This is a genomic window from Curtobacterium phoenicis, assembly GCF_047238015.1.
Classification (GTDB): Bacteria; Actinomycetota; Actinomycetes; order Actinomycetales; family Microbacteriaceae; genus Curtobacterium.
Genome location: NZ_JBDFLZ010000002.1, coordinates 2,100,788 through 2,126,150 on the forward strand (window position 1 = coordinate 2,100,788; position 25,363 = coordinate 2,126,150).

A 25,363-nucleotide genomic window follows, 5' to 3' on the forward strand; every position below is an offset into this window, starting at 1 on the left:
ACGGCGGCGCCACGGACCTCGGCGTCAGTCGGCGCGCACCGGGCGCGTCCGCACCGGTGCGAGCAGGTGCGTCAACGTGACCGCCACGAGCGCTCCCGCCGCGATGATCGCCGCGAGCACGACGACCTGGAACCGCCCGGCCTCGAGCGGTGACACCCCGCCGAACACCGCGCCGACGAACGCTCCCGGCAGCGTCACGAGGCCCGTGGTGCGGGTCTGGTCGGTGCTCGGGACCATCGCCGCGTGGATCGCACGTCGGACGAGGTCCGCGGTCGCCCGGCGTGGTGTGGCCCCGAGCGCGAGCCATCCCTCGACGTCTTCCCAGCGGTCGTCGACGAGTTCCACGAAGCGACGGCCGGACAGCGTGGCGATGGTCATCGCGTTCCCGATCACGATGCCGCCCATCGCGAGGACGTAGCGCGGGGAGAACTCGATCGCGCCCGTGCCGAACACGACGACGAGCGCGGCCCCGATCCCGATCGCCATGGACAGGGCCACGGGGAGCAGGCGGGTCCGCAGCGATCCGAGGCGACGGGCCGCGGTGGTCGTCGCGACGCCGAACATGACGACGAGCGCGACCGCGATCCACACCGGGTCCCGGATGACACCCGTCAGCACGACGCTGAGCACCGCGAGCTGCACGGTGCCCCGCAGGACGGCCAGGGCGGGTGCCCACGGGGACGGTGCGCGCGCGAGCAGGAGCGCCGCGGTGGCGATCGCGACGAGCGCGGCGACCCCGACGAGCGTCCACAGCAGTGTGCCGAGGTCGACGGTCACGGCGGCGTCGATCCTTCGAGCCGAGCCTCCTCAGCGTCGTAGCCGGCGCGCACCTGGCGCAGGACGAGGTCGTCGATCTCGTCCGCGTCGCGAAGCCGCAGGAGCGTCGCCGCCTTGTGCTGCACGAGCGCCAGTTCGAGCGCCACCGCGGCGTCGTGCCGCTGCAGTGCCGGGTGCTCGTCGTCCTCGGCTTCCTCGCGCGCCCGGATGACGTCGAGGTGGGCTTCGTAGTCCTTCCGCACACGGTCCACGATCGTCCGGTCGGCCCCCGCTTCGCGCGCGAGCCGGGGCAGGGCGTCCAGTGCCTCCTCGATCGCGGTGCGCTCGGCGTACCGGCGCTCCTCGCCGACCGACTCGTCCTCGGGCAGCGCGGCACGTCGGAGGACCGCCGGCAGCACGAGCGCCTGCCCGACGACCGTCAGGACGACCACGCCGGCGGTGACGAAGACGATGAGGTCCCGATCGGGGAACGCCGCACCCGACTCGAGGGTGCGCGGGACCGCAACGGCCATCGCGAGCGACACCGCGCCGCGGAACCCGGCGAACCCGCTGACCAGACGGTCCCGGTGACCCTCGCGTGGCTGGCCGCCGGTCTTCCTGGTGACGAGCCAGACGGTGCCGCCCGCGGCACCCAGGAACGCGAACCGGACCACGACGAGCAGGACCGCGACCGCGACGATGATGCCCGTCGCCCGCAGCAGGTCGCCCCCGTCGAGCGCTCGCGCGGCGATCATGGCCTCGATGCCGACCAGCACGAAGAGTGCACCGTTCAACAGGTACGTCAGGAAGGACCAGAACGCCCGCACCTGCTGTCGGGTCTCGGCGCGGTCGAGCTTCGGCGCGACCTGGCTGACGACGATGCCGGCGGTGACGACCGCGAGCACGCCGGACGCGTCGATCGCCTCGGCACCGAGGAACGCGACGAACGGCACCAGGAGCGTGAGGAGGTTCTGCAGCACGACGGACTCGACGCGACGGAGCACGAGCGTCCCGAGCCACGCGGCCGCGAGTCCGGCGGCGACCCCGCCGACGTACGAGAGCACGAGCATGCCGGACACGCTCCAGAACGTCAGCTCCTGCGTCCCGACCGTGACGGCGACGGCGATGCCGTACACGACGAGGGTCGTGCCGTCGTTCACGAGGCTCTCGGCACGGAGGACCGTGACGTTCCGCCGCGGCAGCATCCGGGTGAGGACCCCGACGGCGGTGGCATCGGTCGGAGCGACCGCGGCACCGAGCACCCACGCGGGTCCCCACGGGACGCCGAGCAGGTGGAGGAGCACGGCCACGGCGCCCGCTGTGAGCACCACGAGCAGCGTGCCCATGAGGACGATGCCGCGCAGGTTCTTCCGGATCTCCCGGAGCGAGGTCGTCAGGCTCTCCCAGTAGAGCAGCGCCGGCAGGAACAACAGCAGGACGGCGTCGGCGGGCAGTTGGAGGTCCGCGAACTCCGGGACGAGTGCCAACCCCGCGCCGATGACGAGCAGCAGCACGGGCGGCGCGACACGGATCCGGTCGGCGACCCCGGCGGTCACGGCGATCGCGAGGCCGAGCACCACCACGAGTTCGGGTCCGAGCACGCGTTCCTCCTCCTCATGTGGCCGACGTCCCAGTCAACCCGTTCCTCGCTGACGGCGGTGTCGGCGGGGCGTCGGGCACCGGCGCCGGTAGCGTCACGATCGTGACCAGCACCGACGGCCGTCCCGACCACCTCGTCCCGCTCGACGCCGTGCCGGTCGGGCAACACGTCATCGTCCCGGACGAGGTACGACCGGTGGCCGCCGTGCTGCGGGACGGCGAGCCCGTGGGGTGGCTGACGTGGCCGGACGCCCCGTTGCCGGAGCGGGCGGTCGACGGAGCCGAGGCCTGGCCCACCCCCGACGGCCTCTGGATCGTGTACTGCTCCGAAGGCATCGAGGAGACCACCCGCACCGCGGTCCACCTCGACCCCGAGCGGGTGGGTGCAGCGGTCGACCTCGGAGACCGGCGCGTCGTCGGCGTGGACGCCACCGGCCTCTGGCTCGCGGACCCCCGGGACGCGTCGGCGTGGATGGGGCCGGTCGGGAGCGAGAGCGGGGACGACGACGAGGGCGGGGAGGAGGAGGACGACCTCGATGCCCTCGCGTCCGCTGACCTGCCCTGGGCAGAGGCCGAGCCCTTCTGGCCCGACCCCACGACCTGGATCGAACCGACGGACGACGACGAGGACGACGAGGACGAGGACGCCGGGCAGCCGGTGCACGACGACGCCGAACCGGACGACGACGCCGACCCGGACGCGGACGACGACCGCGTCGTCGCCACCGCGTACCAGTGGTCCATCGGGTTCGCCGACGACGCCGACGCATCCGACGCACCCGAGCTGGGCGAGCCCGGCCCGCCGTCGTCGACCCCACCGACCGAACTGCAGCGCATCGCCCCCGACGGCACACGCACGACCATCCAGGTCGACCACCTCGTGGAGGGCGTGTCGGTGGACGGGGACAGCATGACCGTCCGCTTCCACCGCACCGGCCCTGACCTCGTCCCCGGGCGGTTCGGTGGGCACGACGTCGTCTACCGATCGCTGGAGGTCGTCGTGGACGTGTCCGCCGGCCTCCCACGGTCGATCGACACCGAGTCGCTCCACTCGGTGCCGGTCGAGGACGACGAGGAGTACGACGCTGACGCGGCTGACGCCGAGCGGGAGCGGGCGTCGGGCGAGCTCGAAGCGCGCCGCTCGCCGTTCGTCGACCGGTTCGACCTCGACGGCATCGATGGCACGCGGTGGAGCCTCCGCCAGCTCGACACCGACACACGGGAAGGCGCCACCGCCGACCTCGTCGAGGAGTTCACGCACCTCGCCGACCCGGTGATCGGCTGGTCACGCGGCGTCGACGGTCCGAGGCGGTTCCGGAGCGACTACCGGGACGTGCGCGTCGAGGTCGAGGGCGAGTGGCCGTTCACCGAGGTCGTGGTGTCGTTCGAGCACGCGGCCGTCCCGTTCCTGCGGCTCCGCCGCCGCTACCGTGTGTTCGACGACACCGGCCGGCCCGTCGACCACGGGTACGTCACGGTGTACCTCGAGGAGGAGATCGCGACCCGCCACATCCCGCCCCGGAGCGAGGCGGTCGACGGCGTCCTCGACGTCTGAGCGGGCCGGGCCGGTAGCGTGCGGTCATGAGCGACGACCCGACCACGCCCTCCCGGACCGCGATCGTCACCGGTGGCGGGAGCGGGATCGGTCGTTCAGCGGCCCTCGCCCTGGCCGCCGACGGCTGGACGGTCGTGGTCGCCGGGCGCAGGCCAGGACCGCTCGAGCAGGTCACGGTGCAGTCGGAGCGCATCGTCCCGGTGGTCGCCGACGTGTCGGTCGAGGCCGACGTACGACGACTCTTCGACGAGACCGTGGACCGCTTCGGCCGCGTCGACCTGCTGTTCAACAACGCGGGGACCGGTGCCGCCGCGACACCCTTCGACGAACTCACGCTCGACACCTGGGACGAGGTGCTCGCGGTGACCCTGACCGGCTCGTTCCTCTGCGCACGCGAGGCGTTCCGGGTGATGCGCGCCCAGACCCCGCAGGGTGGTCGGATCATCAACAACGGCTCGATCTCCGCGCACGCGCCCCGGCCGCTGTCCGCGCCCTACACCGTCGCGAAGCACGGGATCTCCGGACTGACGAAGCAGCTCCAGCTCGACGGCCGCCCGTTCGGGATCGCCTGCGGGCAGATCGACATCGGCAACGCCGCCACCTCGATGGGCTCCGGCGCGGCGGACGGCACGCTCCAGGCCGACGGCTCGACCCGCGCCGAGCCGACGATGGACGTCGCGGAGACCGGGCGCGCGGTCGCCTACATGGCCGGCCTGCCGACCGGCACGAACGTGCCGAACCTGACGATCATGCCGACCGCCATGCCGTTCGTCGGACGCGGCTGACGACGGACGGGCGCGCCCCGCTCAGCGGCGACGCGAAGCGTTGCGCGGGGCGCGCCGACCGAGCCTGCGAGGGAGGAGTGCCAGCTGGCACCGCGCCTCCCGTCCGTCATCCGGTCACGTCAGCGACCGCAGCCCGAGCGGCTCAGTCGTGGAACGTCTCGATGGACGCGCCGAGCGAGTTGAGCCGCTCCTGCAGGCCCTCGTAGCCGCGGGCGATGATGCCGACGTTCCGGAGGACGCTTTCGCCCTTCGCGGCGAGCATCGCGAGCAGGATGACCACGGCCGGACGGAGGGCCGGCGGGCAGCTGACCTCGGCGCCGGAGAAGTGCGTCGGCCCGGTGACGTCGAGACGGTGCGGGTCGCGCAGCGTGACGTTCGCGCCGAGGCGGGTGAGGTCGAGCAGGTGGATCGCCCGGCCCTCGTACACCCAGTCGTGGACGAGCGTCGTGCCCGTCGCGCACGCCGCAATGACGACGAAGAACGGCAGGTTGTCGATGTTGAGGCCCGGGAACGGCATCGCGTGGATCTTGTCGATCGGGGCGTGCAGCTCGGACGGGTGCACCGTGATGTCGACGAGGCGGGTGCGGCCGTTCGCGGCGTCGTACTCCTCGGAGACGTCGAAGCGCAGCCCCATCTCGGCGAGGGTCGCGAGCTCGATCTCGAGGAACTCGATCGGCGCACGCGTCACGGTGAGCGTCGAGCTGGTCACGATGCCCGCGGTGAGGAGGCTCATCGCCTCGACCGGGTCCTCGCTCGGCCAGTAGTCCACGACCTCGTCGATGACGCTGCGGCCGGTGATGCGGAGCGTGGTCGTGCCGATGCCCTCGACCCGGACCCCGAGGAGCTCGAGGAAGAAGCAGAGGTCCTGCACCATGTAGTTCGGGCTGGCGTTGCGGATCGTCGTCACGCCGTCGCGGGCGGCCGCGGCGAGGATCGCGTTCTCGGTGACGGTGTCGCCACGTTCGGTGAGCACGATCGACTTCGTGGGGACGTCCTTGTTCGCGACGTCGACCTCGTACCAGCCGTTGGTGGCCTCGACGTCGACCCCGAACGGCCGGAGCGCGATGAGGTGCGGCTCGACCGTGCGCGTGCCGAGGTCGCAGCCGCCGGCGTAGGGCAGGCGGAACGCGTCGAAGCGGCCGCTCAGCGGGCCGAGGAACATGAGCACGCTGCGGGTCCGGCGGGCGGCGTCGGCGTCGATCGCGTCGAGGCGGAGGTCGGACGGGGCGACGATCTCGAGCACCTCGCCGTCCTCGGACCACGTGACGCTCGCGCCGAGGCTCCGGAGGACGTCGATGATCCGGTCGACCTCGACGATGCGCGCGACCCGGTGCAACCGGGTGACGCCGCGGTTGAGGAGCGAGGCGCAGAGGAGCGCGACGGCGGCGTTCTTCGACGAGTTGACGGCGATCGACCCGCTGAGCTTCCGGCCACCCTGCACGCGGAGGTGCGCGCGCTGCGGGGCCCCGCCGATCGAGACGATCTGCTGGTCGAGCGCGTCGCTGATCCGGGTGAGCATCTCGAGGCTGAGGTTCTGCCCGCCCTGCTCGATGCGGTTGATCGCGCTCTGGCTCGTGCCGACGCGTTCGGCGAGCTGCGCCTGCGTCATGCCGCGGCCCTTGCGGGCACCGCGGATCAGCGCGCCGACCTCGCGGAGGGGTGCTGCGGTGGTCTGGGGAGCGACGAGGGTGGTGTCGGTCATGAACGGCACGCTAACACGCTCGTGAGATAAAACGGGTGACATCCGCGCCTGAACTCACAGGAACGGATCGGGAATACACCGTCTGTGAGAAGTCAATCGCTCCGGTGCCACTGCTGCTCGTCGGTGTCGAACATCAGGTCGACAGCCCGTGGCACGTCGGCCGGGGGCACCGGATCGCGGAGCCAGACGGTGCTCCCCGGCGTCCACCCGGCGATCACGCTCGCGGCGTCGGCGCTGACCGGGATCGCCGTGCCCGCTGCGCGCAGCCAGCACCGCACGCTGAGGTGCACCGCGTCGTACGCCTCGGCGACGCCCTCCCAGTCGGGCGTGACCCACCGGCCGTCGCGGCCGGTCGTCCGGTACCAGTCGTGCCGTCGAGTGGTCCAGCTGACGTCGATCGGCCAACGGCGACAGAGCGCTGCCCAGTCGTCCGCGTCGTCGAGGACGAGCACGAGCGCGCCTTCCCTCGGGACGACCGGGGTGACGGTCGCCTGCTCCCAGCCCATGTCGTCCTCGACCGCCCACACCCCGAGGGGCCCGTGCGACGGAACGGACGGGGTCGTCACGAGGAGCCCGGACGGCGGGGTCGACCACCACTCGCCGCTGTACCGCGCGTCGACACGTCGTCGTCGGTCCCGCCACCCGACGGCGTCGACCTCGGCCTGCAGTGCTCGACGCCAGTCCCGCAACGCACGTGCGGCGTCGCCGGGCGCGGTCGAGCGGAGCGGTTCCGGGCCGTGGTCGCCGTCGAACACGGTGCTCCACGGTGCGGCCGGATCGCTCGGTGCGACCACCGAGTCGACAGCGGGAGCCCCGGCCCACGCGCGCGCCAGCCGTGCGAGCTCCGGGCCCAGGCCTGCCCGGGCCAGCAGGACGTCCTCGCCGTCTGGTTCCTGCCAGTACCGGGCGGCCGCGGCCGTGTCGGCCAGTGCGCGGAGCACGTGCACCGGTCGGACGGACGACGGGTCCGCCACGTCGACGGCGGCGCGGAGTGCGTCGGCGAGTTCCCGGTCGCTCGGTGCCGGCTCCGGGCGGTCGGCCCCGGGGCCGAAGAGCGTCGGTGCGTCCCCGCGTTCGCGCATGACGTGGTACTCGGCCCAGAACAGCACCTGGTGGAGGTGCTCGCCGGGGCCGGACTCGTCGTCGAGCAACTGCCGGAGGAGTTCGAGGATGAACCGTCGGCCACGCGGGCCCTCGAGCAGGTCCGCCGCGGTGATCACGGCCCGAGGCTACCGGTCGTGCAGGTCGCCGCGGACGATCGAGTCGCCCGAGTGCGCCGGGTCGCCGTCGTCGCGTTCGGCGGAGACGTCGACCACCGGGTACTTCGCCAGGTCCATGTCCGACGGCACCGTGAAGCGGCCGCGGTCGCCGTCGAGGAAGCCGACGCTGACGAGACCCTTGAGGTCCGACTGCATCATCCAGACCTCTCGGAGCGCTCCCGAGTCCGGCGCGTCCCGGTCGCCCGTGACGTCGACGACGAGGGTGAGCCGGCCGTCCCGGTCGCGTTCGAGTTCCGCGGTCCCACGCGCGCCGCCCCAGTCCGGCAGGGCGTCGAGGGTCGCCCGAGCCACGACCGTCTCGGCGTTGCCGGTGCCGGGGACGACCCCGGTGACCGCGCCGATCCCGATCAGGAGCGCGAGCACGCCGATGCCGGCCGCGACGACGCCGGCGACCGTCCGACGACGTCTGCGGACCGCGGCGGTGCCCCGCCGGTCGCGTCGGCCAGCGGGGCGGGCGGTCGTCGACGCAGATCGCGTGGGGGTGACGGGCGTCGTGGGGGTGGCGGGCCGCACCGGCGGGGCGGGGTCGCCCCGGGCCTCCAGTCCGTCCTCCGCCTGCTCGGCGCGCACGGCGGCCGCGATCCGGTCCCAGACGCGCGCCGGGGGCGCGACGAGGTCCACGTCGGCAGCGGAACGGGTGACGGCCGCGACGCGCTGGAGGTCCGCGACCTCGGCGCGGCACCGCGCGCACGCGGCGAGGTGCGCCGCGACGTCGTCGTCCGCGACGACACCGGTGACCGCGAGCATCGCCAGTGTCTCGTCGTCCACGTGCTTCACTCGATCACCTCCAGACGTGTTCGGAGCCGAGCCAGACTCCGATGGATGTGGCTCTTCACGGTGCCGAGGGGGATCTGCAGTCGCTCCGCGATCTCGCGATGGCTGAGGTCCTCGTAGAAGGCCAATCGCATGACGCGGCGCGGCTCGTCGTCGAGGCGGTCGAGCTCCCCGGCGACGAGTGCGCGTTCGGCGAGGTCGAAGGCAGACTCCGGCGCGACGGCCGTCTCCTCGACGACGGTCGGGTCGGCGGTGGGTGCCTGCCGAGCGCGCTCGGCCATCGCGTCGGCGATGCAGTTGCGGGTGATGCCGACGAGCCACGCGCCGAGCGGTCCACGTGCGGGGTCGAAGCTCCCGGACCGCCGCCAGGCCTTGACGAACACCTGCTGGGTGACGTCCTCCGCGGCCATCGTGTCCCGCAACGCCCGGAGCGCCAGGGTGTGCACGAGCGGTGACCACCGGTCGTACACGGCACGCAGAGCGGCCTCGCTCCCGGCGCTGAAGGCGTCGGACAGCTCGCCGTCGTCGGGGAGGGTGGTCGTCACGTGGTCCTGTCGTCGGGGCGGTCGGCATCGACCGTGCCCCGATCGTACGGGTGCCGTGGCGGCGGAGTCCGTCGGGCACACGGTCGTGGCTCCGGGGTCATGCCACCGGCGTCGCGGTGATGACGAGGTTGCTCTCGTAGTGGTGGGTCTGCTCGTCGAACACGCCACCGCAGGTGACGAGCACGAGTCGCCGGTCGCCGTCGGTGCGGAAGATGCGGTCCCAGGGCAGCCCGCGCTTCTCGACCAGCGACACGGAGTCGATCCGCCATCGCGTCTCGGCGCCGGCCGTGTCCGTGACGGTGATCGTGCGGCCGTCCGGCACGTCGCGCAGATGGGCGAACGGCCCGATGCCGTAGCCGACCGCGTCGACGTGGGCGGCGAGCACCACCGTGCCCTCGGCGGAGGCCGGGGCTGCGCCGTACCGGTACCAGCCGGCGATGGCCGGGTCCGGCGGGAGCGCCATCGCGCCCTGGGCGTCGACGCCCTCGGGGCGGACCGGTGCGGTGACACCGGCCCAGTCGACGGTGACGCGAGCGGGAGCCGCGGCTTCCGGGGCGACCGGGGGAACGGTCGCCGCCTGCTGCGGCACCGCGGTCGAGAACGCCGCCGGGGGAGGCGTCGGCGTGCTCGAGGGGGCGAGGGAGGGGTGCCCGCCGGGGAGGGGGCCAGCCGGCGAGCACCCGGTCAGGACGGCGACGGCCGCCGTGGCGACGGCGAGCGCCGCCACGGACGGCCGTACCGTGCGGCGCACGATCAGCGACCGGCGTCCTGCCGACCGGCGGCCGCGGTGCGACGCCGACGGATCACGACGGTGCCGAGCGTGGCGGCTGCGAGGAGTGCCGCGGCGGCTCCGATCCACGGCGCGACGTCGGGCTGGTTCGTCGCGACGAGGCCCGCGTCGCCTGCGGGGACGCCGTTCGGGGTGCCGCCGAGGCCGGAGATCGTCTGCGTGGCGAGGGCGAGGTCCTTGTCCTCGAGGCTGCCCCACGCGTAGACGATGGTGTCGGTACCGGCCTTGACGGAGACGTCCGCCGGGCCGATCACCGGGGTGGTCGTCCCGGCTGCGGCGACCGAGGCCGAGACGGTGCCGGCGGGGAGCTCGAGCGCCTTCTCGTCCGGGTTGGTCAGCCCGGAGACCACGGCCTTGCCACCGGCGAGGACGTCGACCGCGGGGGCGGCTGCGACGTGGCGGACGATGAGGCGGCCCTGACCAGCCGGGGTCGCCGATGTGTCGTTGGTGAAGAGCGTGGCGGTCGGCTTGCCGCTGGTGTCGTCGTGCGCGACGGCGGTGTAGTTGCCGCCCGCGTCGAGCGAGACGTCCACCGGGCCGATGATCGGCTTCGAGTCGTTCGTCGCGTCACCGGCGGTGATCGCGATCGTGTGCGCTCCTGCCGGCACCGTCATCGGACCGGCGAGGGTGCCCGGTGTGAAGTCGTCGAGGGCGCGCTTGCCGTCGAGGTAGACGTCGACGGTGACGGACGGGACGGCGTGCAGGACGGAGAGGGTCGCGTCGCCGGTCGCGGCGGTGGCCGTGGCCGCGGGCAGCACCGCGGCGGTGGCGGCGAGTAGCACACCGGACGCGAGGCCGGCGGCGAGGGACTTCTTGCGCATCGTTGTCGTCTCCTTCTCTGGCCCGGGTCGGGCCGGTCGGTACGACGTCGTCCTCGACGTCTCGCAGGTACTACCGAGGATCCGGGCGCTCCGGTTGCGCCGGGTTGCTGGGCGTTCGCTCAGCGATCTGTCCCCTGGTCTGTACCCCGAAGGCGTCGCCGGGCGCCCAGTGCTTACGAGTCGGCACTCCGGGCCGATAGTCCTCGGTGCACGCCCACGGAAGGGCGGCATCCCGCCCCACGGACGGCGGCGGGACGATCGAGAACCAGGACGGGCCATGATCGTCGTCACACGACTCAACGGCAGCGGCTTCGCTGTGAACCCGGACCTCGTGGAGCGCATCCAGGAGACGCCGGACACGACCCTCATCATGGTCGACGGTGCGAAGTACATCGTGCGCGAGTCCATGGGCGAGGTCATCGACCTGATCGCGGCGTACCGCGCCCGGATCGTCGGGATGGCGTACGGCACCGACGGGCAGGCGGCCCGGAACGCGACCGGCCCGGTCCCCACGCTCGCCCCGGTGGCTCCGCTGCACGCGCACGACGGGGGGCGCTGACGTGGACATCGCGACGATCATCGGCATCCTCATCGCCTTCGGCGCGCTCTTCGGCATGGTCGAGATGGAGCACGTCGAGCTCGGCGGACTCTTCCTGCCCGCCCCGATGCTCCTCGTCTTCGGCGCGACGATCGGCTGTGGCATCGCGAGCACGACCCTCAAGGACGCGATCGCGAGCTTCAAGGCCGTCCCGAAGGCGTTCACGGGCAAGGTCACCCCGCCGCAGTCCGTCATCGACGACGTGGTCGGACTCGCCGAGACCGCGCGGGCGAACGGGCTCCTCGCGCTCGAGCAGGAGGCCGACAAGCACGACGACCCGTTCATGAAGAAGGCGCTGCAGAACATCGCGGACGGGACCGACGGCGACGAGCTCCGGATCCTCCTCGAGGACGAGATCGAGTCGAACGCGGCCCCGGTCCGCAGCGCGAGCGCGTTCTTCATGGGGCTCGGCGGCTTCGCGCCGACCGTCGGCATCATCGGCACGGTCGTCTCCCTGACGCACGTGCTCGCCAACCTCGGCAAGCCGGACGAGCTCGGGCCGCTCATCGCCAGTGCCTTCGTCGCGACGCTCTGGGGCCTCCTGACCGCGAACTTCCTGTGGCTGCCGATCGGCGGCAAGCTCCGCAAGCTCGCGCAGCTCGAGTCGGACCGGCAGACGCTCCTCATGGAGGGCCTGCTCGCGGTGCAGGCCGGAAGCCAGCCGCGCCTCCTCGGTGAGCGGCTCAAGGCGATGGTCCCGCCCGCGGCCCGGATCGCGGACGCGAAGTCGGCGAAGAAGCAGTCCGCCGCGGACGACGAGCAGCTGGCGGCCTGACGATGAGCGCGAACCCCCGCGGTCGTGGTCGTGGCCGGGCGAAGAAGGGCCACGACGAGGCCGAGCACCCCGACGAGCGCTGGATGGCGTCCTACATGGACATGATCACCGTCCTGATGTGCATGTTCCTCGTGCTCTTCGCCATGTCGACGGTCGACCAGCAGAAGTACATCGCCCTGAAGAACTCGCTCGCGACCGGGTTCGGCGAGGTGAAGTCGCAGAAGGTCGACACCGCGTCCGGCACCGTCGTGACGAAGGACCAGGTCGAGGACGGCTCGGGGTACTCGATCGACAAGTCGCACGCGGACCACTCGAGCGCATCGAGCGGCGACGCGGGCAGCAACGCCGAGGCCGGACCGGGGACCGCGACCGCGGACCCGACGAACACCGCGGTGCCGAAGGCCGCGACGAAGGCCGACGTCGACGCCGCGAAGCGGGAGCTCGACGACCTCCAGGGCATCGAGCGCGCGATCAAGACGAACCTGCGGAAGGCCGGGCAGACCACGAACGTGCAGTTCACGGTCGACGCCCGCGGGCTCACCGTGCGGCTCGTCGGCAGCGAGACCTACTTCGCCACGAACAGCGCCGACCTCTCCGACCAGGCGAAGCGGATCATGGACGCGATCGCGCCGGTGCTGCGGACGAGCGACCACGACGTCAGCGTCGAGGGCCACGCCGACCAGCGGAACTCGACCGCGCCGTACGCGACGAACTGGGAGCTCAGCGCGGCGCGGGCCACCGGCGTGCTGCGCGACCTCGTGGAACGGGGTGGTCTCCCGGCAGCGCACGTGCAGAGCGTCGGGTACGGGTCGAGTCGGCCGCTCGCGAAGGGTGACTCCGACCAGGCACTCACCCTGAACCGACGGGTCGACATCGTGGTGCTGTCGAACCAGGACCAGGACGTCAGCGCGCTGATGCCCGCCCTCGCCGCGGCCCAGGACGGCGCGAAGGGGGTCACGAACGGGTAGCGCGCAGTCCGAGCCGCGACGACGCCGCCCCGGAAGCGAGCCGCGACGCTGCCGCCCCAGAAGGGGGCACAGCGCTGACGGGTGGTGCACAGCGGACCGATAGACGCACCCGTGATCGAGACCGCCGCAGCACCGCCGAAGCCGTCAGGCGTGCCCGCGCGAACCGACGCCGCTCCGGCCGCCGACACGTCGGTCGACGTGTACGACTTCGCCCGCCCCTCGACCCTCGCCCGCGAGCACGCGCGGGTGCTCGAGCTCGCCTTCGAGACCTTCGCCCGGCAGTGGGGCACCCAGCTCACCGCGAAGGTGCGCGCCGTCAGCCAGGTCACGTGCGAAGCCGTCCAGATGCGGACCTACGACGAGTACGCGGCGTCGCTGCCCGCGCTCACCGGCATGGTGCTCCTCCCGATCGCCGACGTCGTGCCGAAGGGTGTCCTCCAGGTCCCGCTCGACGCCGCCCTGACCTGGGTGTCGCACGCCCTCGGAGCGTCGAAGCCGCTGCCGACGCCCGAACGGACGTTCACGCCGATCGAGCAGGCGCTGGTCCGCAAGATCGCCGAGGACGCCCTCGACGACCTCCGCTACTCGTTCGGCGGGCTCCTCGTCCACGACGTCACCGCCGGCGGCTTCCAGTTCAACTCGCAGTTCGCGCAGGCCGCGCAGAAGGGCGACCTGATGATCGTCGCCTCCTTCGAGATCCGGGTCGGCGAACGGGTCGCGCCCGGCACGCTCGCGCTCCCGGCCGAGGCGCTCCTGCCGCAGCTCGGCGAGACCGCGACGCACGTCTCCGCCGCCGAGGCCCGCCACCTGCTCGACGAGCAGCTGGCGAACGTGCCGGTCGGCGTCGCCCTGCGCTTCGCGCCGGCGACGGTGCTGCCGACGCAGGTCCTCGGCCTCGCCGTCGGCGACGTGCTGCCGCTGCCGCACCCGCAGCACCGCCCCCTCACCATCGCGGTCGACGGCGAGCCCGTCGGCAGCGCGGCCGTCGGCGCGAACGGGTCGCGCCTCGCCGGCATCGTCGTCACCACCACCGCAGCTACGGAGCCCTCCGCATGACCGCCACCACCACCCTCCACGCCACCGCCGCCGACGCCCTCGTGGTCGCCCTGCCGACGGCGACGCCGCTGAACGCGGTGGCACTGCCTGGAGGCGCGACAGCGGCCGTGCTCGAGGCGGCGGCCACCGGGGTGGTCGCGTCCTTCGTCGGCGGCCTGTCGGCCGACCTCGTGCTCGTCCTCACGGACCTCGACGCCGTCACCGCGGCGGGCGGCACCGACCACGGGATCGTCGACGTCACCGACGTGCTGCGCCCGTCGCTCGAGGCGGCGGCGTCGGTCCTCGGCATCGGGGTGCTCGGCGACGCTCGGGTCGAATCCGGCGCCGCGCTCCTCGCCGACCCCGAGACGGCCGTGTTCGAGCTGACCGGGGGCGGTGTCCCCGGGGGCTGGTTCGGCATCCGGGTGCGCGAGAACGGCACCGTGTCGGCACCGCACGTCCCCACCGTCACGACACCGGTCGGGAACCTCGGCCGGATCAACAACGTCGAGATGACCCTCACCGTCGAGATCGGTCGCACGCGGATGTCCGTCCGCGACGTCCTCGGCATGGAGCCCGGCGCCGTCGTCGAACTGGACCGCAGCGCCGGCGCACCCGCCGACGTCCTGCTCAACGGCCGCCTCATCGCCCACGGCGAGGTCGTCGTCGTCGACCAGGACTACGCCGTCCGCATCACGAAGATCCTCGACGTCGCCGAGACGGTCTGAGCGTGGACACCGCGGTCATCGTCCTCCGCGTCGCGCTCTCGCTCGGCGTGGTGCTCGCCCTCATGTGGGTGCTGCACCGGGTCAGCCGGAAGAAGCTCGTCGGCGGGAAGGCCCACGGGCGTCGTGCCGCGTCGGTCGAGGTCGTCGGTCGTCAGGGCATCGGCGGCAAGGCGAGCGTCGTCGTCGTCGACGTCGAGGGGGAGCGGCTCGTGCTCGGCGTCTCCGAACACGGGGTGTCCCTCCTGACGAGCGGCCGGGCACCGGCACCCGAGCTGACAATCGTCACCGGACCCGTGGTCCTGCCGACGCGTGGCGCGACGACCGCGGAGCCGACGCCGACCCCGTCGGCCGACGTGTTCCGTCGTGAACTGGAGCAGCAGGCCGCAACCGAGCCGGGCCTCCCGGCCGACCTGCCGATGCGCCCCCGCAACCGGCGGCCGCAGCGTGCCGTCGTCCCGACCGCCGCGCAGCTGCAGGGCTCGATCCTGTCCGCGGACACCTGGCGCCAGGCCGCCGCGGCCCTGAAGAACCGGCGAGCCGGGTGACCGCGCTGCGGTCCGGTCGGCTGATCGCCCTCGTCCTCCTCGGGCTGGCGACGGTCGCCGGCTTCCTCCTGCTCACCGCGACCGGCGCGCACGCCGCCGGGGTCGTCCAGCCGACCGCGCCGGCGACCCCGACCCCGCCCGCCACCGGCGACTTCAGCGTCAGCGTGAACGGCCCGGACGGCACGCCCTCCTCGGCGGTCGTGACCCTCATCGGCATCACGCTCCTCAGCGTCGCACCGGCTCTCATGCTCATGATGACGTCGTTCACGAAGATCTTCGTCGTCCTCGCGATGACGAGGAACGCGCTCGCGCTCCAGTCGATCCCGCCGAACCAGGTGCTCGCCGGCCTCGCGCTCTTCCTGTCGCTGTTCGTGATGGCGCCGGTCATCGGCCACATCAACGACGACGCCCTGCAGCCGTACCTCGCCGGGCACCTCGACTTCAACCAGGCCGTCGAGGTCGGCACGAAGCCGTTGCGGACCTTCATGCTGCACCAGACGCGCGAGGAGGACGTCGCCCTCATCACCCGCGCGGCTGGTCAGGCGAACCCGAAGGACCTCTCCGACGTGCCGATGACGACCGTGATCCCGGCGTTCATCATCTCCGAGCTGCGGAGCGCGTTCATCATCGGGTTCGTCATCTTCATCCCGTTTCTCGTCATCGACCTCGTCGTCTCGGCGGCTCTCATGTCGATGGGCATGATGATGCTCCCGCCGGTGATGATCTCGCTGCCCTTCAAGATCCTGCTGTTCGTGCTCGTCGACGGATGGGGGCTCATCATCAAGTCGCTCATCGAGTCGTACCAGGTGGTGCACTGATGGACCAGCAGGCCGTCCTCGACCTCGTGCTGCAGGCGCTCGTCGTCGCCGGCAAGCTCGCCGCGCCCGTCCTCGTGACCTCGCTCGTGGTGGGCTTCGCGATCTCGCTCCTCCAGTCGGTGACCCAGATCCAGGAGGTCACGCTGTCGTTCGTCCCCAAGGCCGTCGCGGTCGCGATCGCGCTCGTCGTCTGCGGCAACTGGATGATCTCCGAGATGATCGCCTTCACGCACGCCGCGTTCGACATGATCCCGAAGCTGCTCGGGGCGGCCTGATGGAACTCAGCGTCGACGCAGCGCGCCTCGAGGGGACCATGCTCGCGGGCGTGCGCCTCGTGGCGTTCTTCGTCGTCGCGCCGCCCTTCGCGTACAAGGCGTTCCCCGGCACCGTGAAGGTCGCCCTCGGGATCGCGCTCGCCATCGGGGTCGCACCCCGCGTCACCGCCGGGTACACGCCCGCCGACACCGGCGCGTTCCTGGTCGCGCTGGTCACGCAGCTCGTCGTCGGTCTCGCGCTCGGCTTCCTCGTGTACCTCGTCTTCGCGGCCGTGCAGTCCGCCGGCGCGCTCATCGACCTGTTCGGCGGCTTCACGCTCGCGCAGGCGTTCGACCCGCAGTCGCAGGTGAACGGTGCGCAGTTCACCCGGCTGTTCCAGATGACCGCGCTCGCGCTCCTGTTCGCCTCCGGCGGCTACCAGCTCATCGTCGCCGGGCTCGTCCGGTCGTTCGACGCCGTGCCGCTCGTCGCCGCCGACGGCAGCCCGGCCGGCTTCGCGCTCGGGGGCTTCGCCGGGGTGCTCGTGCACGCGCTGACGCAGATGTTCCTCGCGACGCTGCAGATCGCCGGACCACTCGTCGTCGTGCTCTTCCTCGCCGACGTCGGTCTCGGGCTGCTCACGCGGGTCGCCCCGGCGCTCAACGCGTTCCAGATGGGCTTCCCGATCAAGATCGGTCTGACCGTGCTGTTCGCGGGGGCGCTCGTGATGGCGCTCCCGTCGGTGGTGTCGTCCCTCACGGGTGACGCCGTCCAGGCGATCACGGGCAGGGGGTGACGACGTGTCCGACAGCGGAGAGCGGTCCGAGAAGGCCACCGACAAGCGGATGCGCGAGGTGCACCGCAAGGGGCAGCTCGGCAGGTCGCAGGACCTCGGCGCGTGGGTCGGCATCGCGGCGGCGGCGCTGATGATCCCCGCTGCGGTCGGCAACGCGGCAGCGGCGGGCCGGTCCCAGCTCGCGGCGGTGCAGACCGTCATCGCGGAGCCGACGATCGGCACCATGAACCGGGTGTTCGCCGAGGCGATGGCGTCCGTCGGCACGATCATCGGCCCGATGCTCGGCGTCACCGCGGTCGCCGTCCTCGCCGCCGCCGTCGCACAGGGCGGCGTGCACTTCCGCCGCATGGCGCCGCAGCCGGACCACTTCGACCCGGTGCAGGGCTTCAAGCGCGTGTTCGGCGTGCAGGCGCTCTGGAACGGTGTCAAGGCGCTGCTGAAGACCACGGTCGTGGGGCTCGTGCTGTGGTTCGCCGTGCAGGGACTCGTGCCCGTCCTGATGACGAGCGGCTCACTGCCCCTGACCGCGGTGCTCGCGGCGGCCGGCGAGGGCGTCGGCACGCTCCTCCGGGCGGCGATCGCCGCGGGGCTCCTGCTCGCCGCGGTGGACGTGTTCGTGGTCGTTCGTCGGAACCGCAAGCGCACCATGATGACCAAGCGCGAGGTCAAGGACGAGAACAAGCAGTCCGACGGTGACCCGCTGATCCGGTCGCAGCGCCGTTCGCGGCAGATGGCGATGAGCCGGAACCGGATGATCTCCGCCATCGGCGACGCCGACGTCGTCATGACGAACCCGACGCACTACGCCGTCGCGATCAAGTACGAGGCGGGCAAGTCCGCGCCCCGTGTCGTCGCCAAGGGTGCGGGGCCGGTCGCCGCGGCGATCAGGGACCGGGCGCTCGAGGCCCGCGTGCCGATCGTGCAGGACGTGCCGCTCACCCGGGCCCTGCACGCGGCGTGTGAGCTCGGGCAGGAGATCCCGGTCGACCTGTACACGCCCGTCGCCCGCGTGCTGTCGTTCGTCATGCAGCTCACCGCACGCGGTTCGGCTGGCGGTACACACGCCGCACCGCGTCCGACCACCGAGGCCGAGGTCGCGACCGTCCTCGACCCGACGACGCTCACCGGCGACGTCCGCCCCCGCAAGCTCCGCACTCCGCGCCCTGCTCCTACCCCGCGCCCTGCTCCGACCCCGCGCCCTGCTCCGACCCCGCGCGAAGGCGCTCCGAACGAAGGGGTTCCCGCGTGAACCGCAAGGACCTGCCGAAGCTCGCCGTCCCCGTCTTCATCGTCGGCATCATCCTGCTGCTGATCCTGCCGGTGCCGTCGTTCCTGCTCGACGTGCTCATCATCTGCAACATCCTGCTGGCGCTCGTCATCCTGCTCACGACGCTGTTCGTGAAGAAGCCCCTCGACTTCTCCGTGTTCCCGTCGCTGCTGCTCGTCGCGACGCTGTTCCGCCTCGGACTCAACGTCGCCTCGACGCGGCTCGTGCTCGGACAGGGCTTCGCGGGCGACGTCATCCAGGCGTTCGGCCACGTCGCCGTCTCGGGGTCGATCATCATCGGCGCGGTGATCTTCCTCATCCTCGTCGTGATCCAGTTCGTCGTGGTCACGAAGGGCGCCGAGCGCGTCGCCGAGGTCGGTGCGCGGTTCACCCTCGACGCGATGCCGGGCAAGCAGATGGCGATCGACGCCGACCTCAACGCGGGACTCATCACCGACGCCGAGGCGAAGGAGCGCCGCGCGGCGGTGTCCGCGGAGGCCGACTTCTACGGCGCGATGGACGGTGCCTCGAAGTTCGTCAAGGGCGACGCGATCGCGGGCATCCTGATCATCGTCATCAACCTCGTCGGCGGCATCGCGATCGGCATGACGCAGAACGGCCTCTCGATCACCGACGCCCTCGGCAAGTACGGCATCCTGACGATCGGTGACGGCCTCGTCACGCAGATCCCGGCGCTCCTCATGGCGGTGTCGACGGGCATGATCGTCACCCGCTCCGGGGCCGAGACCGAGATGGGGTCGAGCGCCGCCGCCCAGCTCGGCCAGTCGCGGAACGCCCTCACCATCGCCGGGGTCGCGGCGATCGCGATGGGGTTCATCCCCGGCATGCCGATCGTCGCGTTCCTCATCGTCGGCGGGCTCCTGCTGTTCACGGGGTGGCGCATCGGGCAGAACGCGAAGCACGAGGCCGCGGCGGCCGGCCAGGCGCAGGCGCTCGAAGCCGCCGCTCCGAGCGCGGACACCCCGGAGGACCTCATCGAGCAGATGCGGGTGCACGCCCTCGAGATCCTGCTCGCCCCCGACCTCGTCGACATGGTCTCCGGCGCCTCGGACGACCTGCTCGGCCGGGTCCGGGCACTCCGTCGGAAGATCGCGGTCGACATGGGCATCGTGGTGCCGCCGGTCCGCACGCGGGACAGCATCGACCTGCCGCCGTCGACCTACGCGATCCGCATCGCCGGTGTGGAGGCCGGTCGGGGGACCGCCCCGTCGCGCAGTGTCCTTGCCCTCGGCGACCAGCTCGACGGGCTCCCGGGCGCGGCGACCGTCGAGCCGGTGTTCGGCCTCGCCGGCAAGTGGGTCCCGGCGGAGCTCCGGCACGCGGCGGAGATGACCGGCGCGACCGTGATCGACCGGGTGTCCGTGCTCGTGACGCACCTGCAGGCCGTCATCGGCGACAACGCCGCGCGCCTGCTCACCCGCGAGGACGTCAAGGTCCTCACCGAGGGTGTCAAGCAGGTCAACCCCGCGGCCGTCGACGAACTCGTGCCGGGCATGCTGTCGATGGCCGAGCTCCAGCGCGTGCTGCAGGGGCTCCTCGCCGAGCGCGTGCCGATCAACGACCTCGGTCGCATCTGCGAGGCGCTGACCCTCCGAGCGAAGGTGTCGACCGACCCCGAGGGACTCGTCGAGTCCGCCCGCGCGGCCCTCGGCCCGGCGCTCGTCGCCCGGCACACCGACGGCGGCGTGCTCCGGGTCATCATGATCGACCCGATGCTCGAGCAGTCGATGCTCGAGGGGCTCCGCCCGTCGGAGCAGGGCAGCCAGATCGTCCTCGACGCCCACCGCATCGAGCAGGTCCTCGGGTCCGTGCGCGACGCCGTCCGCTCCGTCGAGGACCAGGGGCTCTCCGCGGTCCTCGTCTGCGCACCGCAGCTCCGGCCCGCCGTGCACCGCATGGTGGCCGCGCAGTCGAACGGCCTGCCCGTCCTGTCGTACCAGGAGGCCACGGCCGCGGGCTCCACCATCGAGACCGTGGGGGTGGTCCGTGTCACCGACGCGGTTGCAGCGTGACGGCGCGACCCTCGAGGCGGTCCGCGACGCGGTCCGCGAGGAGTTCGGACCAGCGGCCCGGATCATCGCGGCCGAGCGCGTGACGACGCCCGGCATCGCCGGGCTCTTCCGCAGGGCCCACGTCGAGGCGACCGTCGAGGTGCCCTCGCCGGACGAGGCGCCCACCGCGGTGGTCGCCATCGCCGACGGTCCCGCGCAGCGGGCGGGCATCGCGGCGCTGCTCGCCGACGCGGAGGCCGCCGAGGCGCGCATCGCCGCCGCCGACGGCACCGGCTCCACGCGCGCCGACGCGTTCGCGTCGATCCTCGACGGGTTCGTGGCGGACGGCATCGCACCCACATCCGCCGCGGCGGGCCGCAGCCGGTCCGACCAGGGCGGGTCGCGCCTCCAGGCCGTCCCCGACACCCTGCCTGGAGGCTCGGTGCGCCTCCTCGACGCTGCTGCGGCCCCCGACGACGCCGTCGTACCGTCCGGTGCGGTCGTCCCGCCGGTGCGGCCCGCAGTGCCGGCGGTCCGCTCCGCGGACGGTGACCTCGTCCTGCTGGTCGGCCGCGCCGGCGACGTGGACGCGGTCGCCGGACTGTTCGCCACCCGGCACGCCCTCCGGCCGACCGCGGCTGCCGACCGACGCTCCGGGATCCTCGCGCGGGCCGACGGCGTGCGCGACGGCGCCACCGTGCTCGCGGTCGCCGCGTGGGACGACCAGGCGACGATCGAGGCACTCGGCGCGGACCAGGTCTGGCTCGTCGTCGACGCCGGCCGGAAGACCGAGGACGCGGCGGCCATGCTCCGGGCTGTGGCGACGCACGTCGCCGTCGCCGGGGTCGTCGCCATCGGGGCCGCCGAGACCGCCACGCCGGAGTCGGTGCACCTGCTGGGAGTGCCGGTCCTGTCGCTAGGCTGACGGGGTGCTGGTACTCACGCGGAAGGTCGGCGAGCGGATCCTCGTCGGTGACGACATCGTCATCACGGTGCTCGACGGCCGTGGCGACGGGGTGCGCATCGGCATCGACGCCCCGCGGGGCGTGAAGATCCAGCGCGAGGAGGTCGTCCGCGCGGTCACCGAGGCGAACGCGGAGGCGGCCGCTGCGGCGGGTGCCGCCGACGACGCCGAGGCGCGACTCCGTCGTGCGCTGGGCGACCAGGGCGGGCCGTCGGCGGGCTCCTGACCCTCCGCTGAGGGCCGTCGTCGCCGGTGTCGTCGAGGGGGACGACCGCCGCTGGTCTCGCTACAGGAGGACGACCGCGGCTGCGAGTCCCGCCCAGCACGTGCTCGTCAGGGTGCCCACGATGAACCGTTCGCGCGCCGCGGGGGAGTCGAGCTCGGAGAAGCGGCCGAGGCCCTTCACCGCGATGACCGCGGCGACGATCTCGAGGTGGCCGACGAGCGCGGCGCCGACGATGGCGAAGCGCTCGAGGAACCCGATCACCGCGCCGCCGCGGAGGACCTCGGACGCGGCCGGGACGTCCGGGAGCGTCGGATCCCCGAGCGGCTCGTCGTTCGTGCTGACGAGGATGCCGCCGTGCGTGCCCCGTCGGACGTCCCCGCGCCGGAGGTCACGCCGCATGGCGACGCCGAGCACGGCCCCGGTGACGGCGCTGCCGGCGAGGATCCCGAGGAGGCAGACCGCGACGGCCAGCACGGTCCCGATCACGGGGTCGGGCGCGGTCGCGGTGAGGCCGACCACGGTGGTGCCGGCGCCGGAGCCCGCGTTCGTGCCGGCGCCGATGGTCCCGGTCGCGATGCGGACCGCGAGGAGGGCCAGGAGCACGACCACCGGCGGTGCGGCCCGCGCGACGGGGTGCAGCGGGCGGATCGTGCTCCAGGCTGCGGCGGCGAGCACGACGACGGCAGCGGCGGTCCAGAGGGCGGGGGTCACGGTGACGGTTCCTCCGTGGCGGGTCGGGCGCGGTCGGCGCGGTCGTGGTCGTGGTCGGTACCGTTCCCGTCCGCGGGGCGGTCGGCGGCCTGCAGCAGGGCAGCCAGCGCGCCGCGCAGCGGGGCATCGGTCCGCAGCTCCGCCGAGGCGTACCGCTTCGCAACCGCCTGCGGCGTGATGTCGAGCCGCGCCGCGGCCTCGGTCCGGGACAGGCCGGTGTCCAGCAGGTCGGCCAGTTCCCACCCCTCGGCCGATCGACGACCGAGTGCTCGGATCGTCTGCGCGACGAGCGGTTCCACCTCGGCCGTCGTGCGCGCGGCGCCCGGGGCCACCTCGAGCGCGAAGCGCTCCGACGTGGCCTTCGCGCGGTCGACCGCCGTGCGCGCCGCGAAGAAGGCCGGGCCCGTGGCCGCGCGGATGGTGTCCGGGAGGGGGGAGCGGACGGGGCCGACGCCCACGCCGATGCTCCACCCGCCCTGCCTGGTCAGCGCACGGAGGACGTCGACCGCCGCACCCCCGGAGGACACGAGCGCCTGGAACTCGTCACCAGCGGTCCGCTCCGGCGGCAGCACCGCCGCGCCGCCGAGCACGTCGGACACGAGCCGCAGCGCCGGGTCGACGCGGTCGGACCCTGCCCGACTGTCGACCTGGTCTGCCGTGATCACGATCATGTACCCTCCCGCAGTCAACCCTACAAGGTTGACAACGGCGCTATCAACCCTCAGAGGTTGATCGGCATTGCCGCGTCACGGGCGCGGCTTCTTCTCCTGCTCGGGCAGACGACCGGCAGCGGCCTCGGCGGCGAACCAGGCGCGGGCCTCCTCCTGGCGCTCCCGTTCGGCTCCGAGCGCGATCGGCGCCCGCACGTGGCCGGGCTCGTAGGCGAAGGTCTCGAGCAGCTGCGGCACGATCGGCCGCACGCGGGCGACGAGTCGGTCGATGTACGCCGACACGGCCCGTGCGCGCTGGGCGGTCAGACGCCCGTGCACGAGGTACCAGTCGAGGTGCTGCTCGAGGAGCCCCAGCGCGAACAGGTCGCGGAGCCAGACCAGCACGCGCCGGGTGTCACCCTCGGGGACCTCGTCGAGTGCCTCGGTGAACGCGTCCCACTGCATGAGCTCGGCGTGGGCCTTCGACGCCTCGATGAGCTCGTGCTGCGACCGGTTCAGCAGGAGCGCCGCGCGCTCGCGGTCCTTACCCGCCCGGGCGATCCGCATGCCGATCTCGGTCACCATGGTGTCGACCCGCCCTGCGAGGAGCTCGCGCTGGGTGACCGGGTCCTGCAGGTCCGTCACGCTCGCAGCGAGGGAGCCCCGGTCGGCGAGGGTCTGTTCGAGCCGCCGGATGCCCGCAGCGTCGGCGAGCTTGGACGCTGCCGTGGCCGCGACGAAGCGCGCGGTGGATGCGGCGTCCTTCGGCGCACGCGAGCGGAACTCGGTGAGCAGGCGCTTGCCGACGAGCTGGAGCAGGACGGTGTTGTCACCCTCGAAGGTCACGTACACGTCGAGGTCGGCGCGCAGGCCCGTCAGGCGGTTCTCGGCGAGGAACCCCGCGCCGCCACATGCCTCCCGGCACTCCTGGAGCGTGTCGAGCGCAGACCAGGTCGACATCGCCTTGAACGCGGCTGCCTGGGTCTCGAGGTCCTCGCGGCGCTGCGGCGTGTCCTCGCGTCCGCTGAAGACGTCGTCGAAGGTCCGGAGCAGCTTCTCGTGGGCGAACGACTGCGCGAACACAGTCGCGAGCCGCGGGATCAGGCGCCGCTGGTGCCGGCCGTAGTCGAGCAGGACGCCCTCGGTGCCGTCGCCCGTGGGGAACTGCCGGCGCTCCATCGCGTAGGTCAGGGCGATCTGCAGACCGATCTTCTGTGCCACGACGGCTGCACCGTCGAGCGAGACCCGGCCCTGTACGAGTGTGCCGAGCATGGTGAAGAACCGACGACCGGGCGAGGCGATGGGGGAGCTGTAGGTGCCGTCCTCGGCGACGTCGCCGTACCGGTTCAGGAGGTTCGTCCGGGGCACGCGGACGTGGTCGAAGTGCAGTCGGCCGTTGTCGATGCCGTTGAGGCCGCCCTTGTAGCCGTCGTCCTCGCCACCGACGCCTGGCAGGAACACGCCCTCGGTGTCGCGGATCGGCACGTAGAACGCGTGCACGCCGTGGTCGACGCCCTGCGTCACGAGCTTCGCGAACACCACGGCGGCCCTGCCGTGCAGCGCTGCGTTGCCGATGTAGTCCTTCCACGCACCGCGGAACGGCGTGTGGATGACGAACTCCTGCGTGTCCGGGTCGTACGTGGCGCTCGTCGCGATGCTCTGGACGTCGGATCCGTGCCCGGTCTCGGTCATCGCGAAGCACCCGGGAACCTCGAACGAGACGATGCCCGGGAGGAACTCGCGGTGGTTCCGCTCGGTCCCGAGGTGGTGCACGGCGGAACCGAACAGGCCCCACTGCACGCCCGCCTTGATCTGCATGGACGGGTCCGCCGTGGTGAGCTCCTCGAACGCCGCGAGGTTCCCGCCGTGGTTGTCCTGGCCGCCGAACTCCGGCGGGTACGGCCGCTGGATCGCGCCGGCCTCGACGAGGATGCGCAGCTGGTCGAGCGTCCGCGATCGGGCGTCGGCGTAGGGCATGCCCTCGATCTTGTGCATCGCCGGGTCGAGCGCGAGCCGGCGCGAGATGCGTCGGTCCTCCGCCCAGCGGCCGAGCAGGAGTTCGGCGACGAGGTCCGTGTCGATGCGCACACCCGCAGCGGTGGACCCGACGGGGGTGCCCGCGGCGGGGTCGCCGGCGGCGTCGGCCTTCGGGGTGCTGGCCTTCGGGGTGCTGTGCGCGGGCGCGGTGTCGACCATGGTCGGGAGTCCTCCTGAACTGCGGTGTCCGGTGTTGCAGAACCCACGGTATGCACCGCGCCTGCTCGTGACGTGAACGCCGTGCGGGCGGACAACCCGGGCGCACGACAGGCCGTCCGTCGTCGTGGGAACCCTCCAACGGTCCGCGGTGCGAATTTGTGAGCACCCATCGACGATTGTGCCGGCATGCCGCCCCCGGGGCAGACTGTGCG

General features: G+C 72.6%; 26 protein-coding genes. 15 read left to right on the top strand and 11 right to left on the bottom strand.

Annotation, left to right across the window (positions count from 1 at the left end; translation table 11 throughout):
* Positions 1-24: 24 nt before the first annotated feature.
* Both ABC270_RS10185 and ABC270_RS10190 read right to left on the bottom strand, forming a co-directional pair.
* Positions 25-777 (bottom strand): ABC transporter permease, encoded by a 753-nt coding sequence (locus tag ABC270_RS10185; RefSeq protein WP_412880686.1) that lies wholly within the window; start codon positions 775-777, stop codon positions 25-27.
* Positions 774-2,357: a Na+/H+ antiporter gene (locus ABC270_RS10190; RefSeq protein ID WP_412880687.1), complete on the bottom strand. Its 1,584-nt coding sequence runs from the start codon at positions 2,355-2,357 to the stop codon at positions 774-776. Before ABC270_RS10190 ends, ABC270_RS10185 begins: the two co-directional genes overlap by 4 nt.
* A gap of 101 nt (positions 2,358-2,458) precedes the next feature.
* On the opposite strand from ABC270_RS10190, the gene ABC270_RS10195 reads away from it, so the two are divergent.
* Positions 2,459-3,910, top strand: coding sequence for a hypothetical protein (locus ABC270_RS10195; RefSeq protein ID WP_412880688.1), 1,452 nt, complete (start codon positions 2,459-2,461; stop codon positions 3,908-3,910).
* Positions 3,911-3,936: 26 nt separating this feature from the next.
* Positions 3,937-4,695 (top strand): SDR family oxidoreductase, encoded by a 759-nt coding sequence (locus ABC270_RS10200; protein WP_412880689.1) that lies wholly within the window; start codon positions 3,937-3,939, stop codon positions 4,693-4,695.
* A gap of 142 nt (positions 4,696-4,837) precedes the next feature.
* On the opposite strand, the gene ABC270_RS10205 is transcribed toward ABC270_RS10200, so the two are convergent.
* From ABC270_RS10205 to ABC270_RS10230, 6 genes are all read right to left on the bottom strand, one after another.
* Complete coding sequence (locus ABC270_RS10205; RefSeq protein ID WP_412880690.1) at positions 4,838-6,397, bottom strand: helix-turn-helix domain-containing protein; 1,560 nt, start codon at positions 6,395-6,397, stop codon at positions 4,838-4,840.
* A 92-nt stretch (positions 6,398-6,489) separates the two neighbouring features.
* A complete protein-coding gene (locus tag ABC270_RS10210) occupies positions 6,490-7,617 on the bottom strand; it encodes a hypothetical protein (RefSeq protein ID WP_412880691.1) in 1,128 nt (375 codons plus the stop codon).
* Positions 7,618-7,626: 9 nt separating this feature from the next.
* A complete protein-coding gene (locus ABC270_RS10215) occupies positions 7,627-8,445 on the bottom strand; it encodes an anti-sigma factor domain-containing protein (RefSeq protein ID WP_412880692.1) in 819 nt (272 codons plus the stop codon).
* A gap of 5 nt (positions 8,446-8,450) precedes the next feature.
* Positions 8,451-8,996, bottom strand: a complete 546-nt coding sequence (locus ABC270_RS10220; protein WP_412880693.1) for an RNA polymerase sigma factor — start codon at positions 8,994-8,996, stop codon at positions 8,451-8,453.
* Between the two features lie 97 nt (positions 8,997-9,093).
* Positions 9,094-9,723 (bottom strand): class F sortase, encoded by a 630-nt coding sequence (locus tag ABC270_RS10225; protein WP_412880694.1) that lies wholly within the window; start codon positions 9,721-9,723, stop codon positions 9,094-9,096.
* 26 nt (positions 9,724-9,749) lie between these two features.
* Positions 9,750-10,607, bottom strand: a complete 858-nt coding sequence (locus tag ABC270_RS10230; protein ID WP_412880695.1) for a DUF4397 domain-containing protein — start codon at positions 10,605-10,607, stop codon at positions 9,750-9,752.
* A 277-nt stretch (positions 10,608-10,884) separates the two neighbouring features.
* Between ABC270_RS10230 and ABC270_RS10235 the strand changes: the two genes are divergently transcribed.
* The 13 genes from ABC270_RS10235 to csrA all read left to right on the top strand — a co-directional run bounded on the left by ABC270_RS10235 (position 10,885) and on the right by csrA (position 21,594).
* Positions 10,885-11,166: a flagellar FlbD family protein gene (locus ABC270_RS10235; protein ID WP_412880696.1), complete on the top strand. Its 282-nt coding sequence runs from the start codon at positions 10,885-10,887 to the stop codon at positions 11,164-11,166.
* 1 nt (position 11,167) lies between these two features.
* Complete coding sequence (locus ABC270_RS10240; protein WP_412880697.1) at positions 11,168-11,980, top strand: motility protein A; 813 nt, start codon at positions 11,168-11,170, stop codon at positions 11,978-11,980.
* A gap of 2 nt (positions 11,981-11,982) precedes the next feature.
* Positions 11,983-12,948 (top strand): OmpA/MotB family protein, encoded by a 966-nt coding sequence (locus tag ABC270_RS10245; RefSeq protein ID WP_412880698.1) that lies wholly within the window; start codon positions 11,983-11,985, stop codon positions 12,946-12,948.
* Between the two features lie 150 nt (positions 12,949-13,098).
* Positions 13,099-14,004 carry a flagellar motor switch protein FliM gene (locus ABC270_RS10250; RefSeq protein WP_412880699.1) on the top strand — a complete coding sequence of 302 codons (906 nt, stop codon included), beginning with the start codon at positions 13,099-13,101 and terminating at the stop codon, positions 14,002-14,004.
* On the top strand, positions 14,001-14,711 hold the full coding sequence (gene fliN, locus ABC270_RS10255; protein WP_412880700.1) for a flagellar motor switch protein FliN: 711 nt from the start codon (positions 14,001-14,003) through the stop codon (positions 14,709-14,711). Before ABC270_RS10250 ends, fliN begins: the two co-directional genes overlap by 4 nt.
* Before the next feature lie 2 nt (positions 14,712-14,713).
* Positions 14,714-15,256 (top strand): FliO/MopB family protein, encoded by a 543-nt coding sequence (locus tag ABC270_RS10260; protein ID WP_412880701.1) that lies wholly within the window; start codon positions 14,714-14,716, stop codon positions 15,254-15,256.
* Entirely contained in the window at positions 15,253-16,074 is an 822-nt protein-coding gene (gene fliP / locus ABC270_RS10265; RefSeq protein WP_412880702.1) for a flagellar type III secretion system pore protein FliP, read from the top strand. Before ABC270_RS10260 ends, fliP begins: the two co-directional genes overlap by 4 nt.
* The gene (fliQ, locus tag ABC270_RS10270) at positions 16,074-16,349 is read left to right on the top strand and encodes a flagellar biosynthesis protein FliQ (protein ID WP_412880703.1); all 276 of its coding nucleotides are present in this window, start codon (positions 16,074-16,076) and stop codon (positions 16,347-16,349) included. Before fliP ends, fliQ begins: the two co-directional genes overlap by 1 nt.
* Positions 16,349-17,125: a flagellar biosynthetic protein FliR gene (locus ABC270_RS10275; protein WP_412880704.1), complete on the top strand. Its 777-nt coding sequence runs from the start codon at positions 16,349-16,351 to the stop codon at positions 17,123-17,125. The genes fliQ and ABC270_RS10275 overlap by 1 nt, the downstream gene beginning before the upstream one ends.
* Before the next feature lie 4 nt (positions 17,126-17,129).
* Positions 17,130-18,374 carry an EscU/YscU/HrcU family type III secretion system export apparatus switch protein gene (locus ABC270_RS10280; RefSeq protein WP_412880705.1) on the top strand — a complete coding sequence of 415 codons (1,245 nt, stop codon included), beginning with the start codon at positions 17,130-17,132 and terminating at the stop codon, positions 18,372-18,374.
* Positions 18,371-20,425 (top strand): flagellar biosynthesis protein FlhA, encoded by a 2,055-nt coding sequence (locus ABC270_RS10285; protein WP_412880706.1) that lies wholly within the window; start codon positions 18,371-18,373, stop codon positions 20,423-20,425. The genes ABC270_RS10280 and ABC270_RS10285 overlap by 4 nt, the downstream gene beginning before the upstream one ends.
* The gene (locus ABC270_RS10290; protein ID WP_412880707.1) at positions 20,400-21,329 is read left to right on the top strand and encodes a hypothetical protein; all 930 of its coding nucleotides are present in this window, start codon (positions 20,400-20,402) and stop codon (positions 21,327-21,329) included. The genes ABC270_RS10285 and ABC270_RS10290 overlap by 26 nt, the downstream gene beginning before the upstream one ends.
* A gap of 4 nt (positions 21,330-21,333) precedes the next feature.
* Entirely contained in the window at positions 21,334-21,594 is a 261-nt protein-coding gene (gene csrA / locus ABC270_RS10295) for a carbon storage regulator CsrA (RefSeq protein WP_412880708.1), read from the top strand.
* Between the two features lie 60 nt (positions 21,595-21,654).
* Here csrA and ABC270_RS10300 read toward each other — a convergent pair whose 3' ends face one another.
* The 3 genes from ABC270_RS10300 to ABC270_RS10310 all read right to left on the bottom strand — a co-directional run bounded on the left by ABC270_RS10300 (position 21,655) and on the right by ABC270_RS10310 (position 25,151).
* On the bottom strand, positions 21,655-22,305 hold the full coding sequence (locus tag ABC270_RS10300; protein WP_412880709.1) for a hypothetical protein: 651 nt from the start codon (positions 22,303-22,305) through the stop codon (positions 21,655-21,657).
* Positions 22,302-22,970, bottom strand: coding sequence for a DNA-binding protein (locus ABC270_RS10305; RefSeq protein ID WP_412880710.1), 669 nt, complete (start codon positions 22,968-22,970; stop codon positions 22,302-22,304). Before ABC270_RS10305 ends, ABC270_RS10300 begins: the two co-directional genes overlap by 4 nt.
* Positions 22,971-23,051: 81 nt before the next feature.
* The gene (locus ABC270_RS10310) at positions 23,052-25,151 is read right to left on the bottom strand and encodes an acyl-CoA dehydrogenase family protein (protein WP_412880711.1); all 2,100 of its coding nucleotides are present in this window, start codon (positions 25,149-25,151) and stop codon (positions 23,052-23,054) included.
* Positions 25,152-25,363 lie beyond the last annotated feature (212 nt).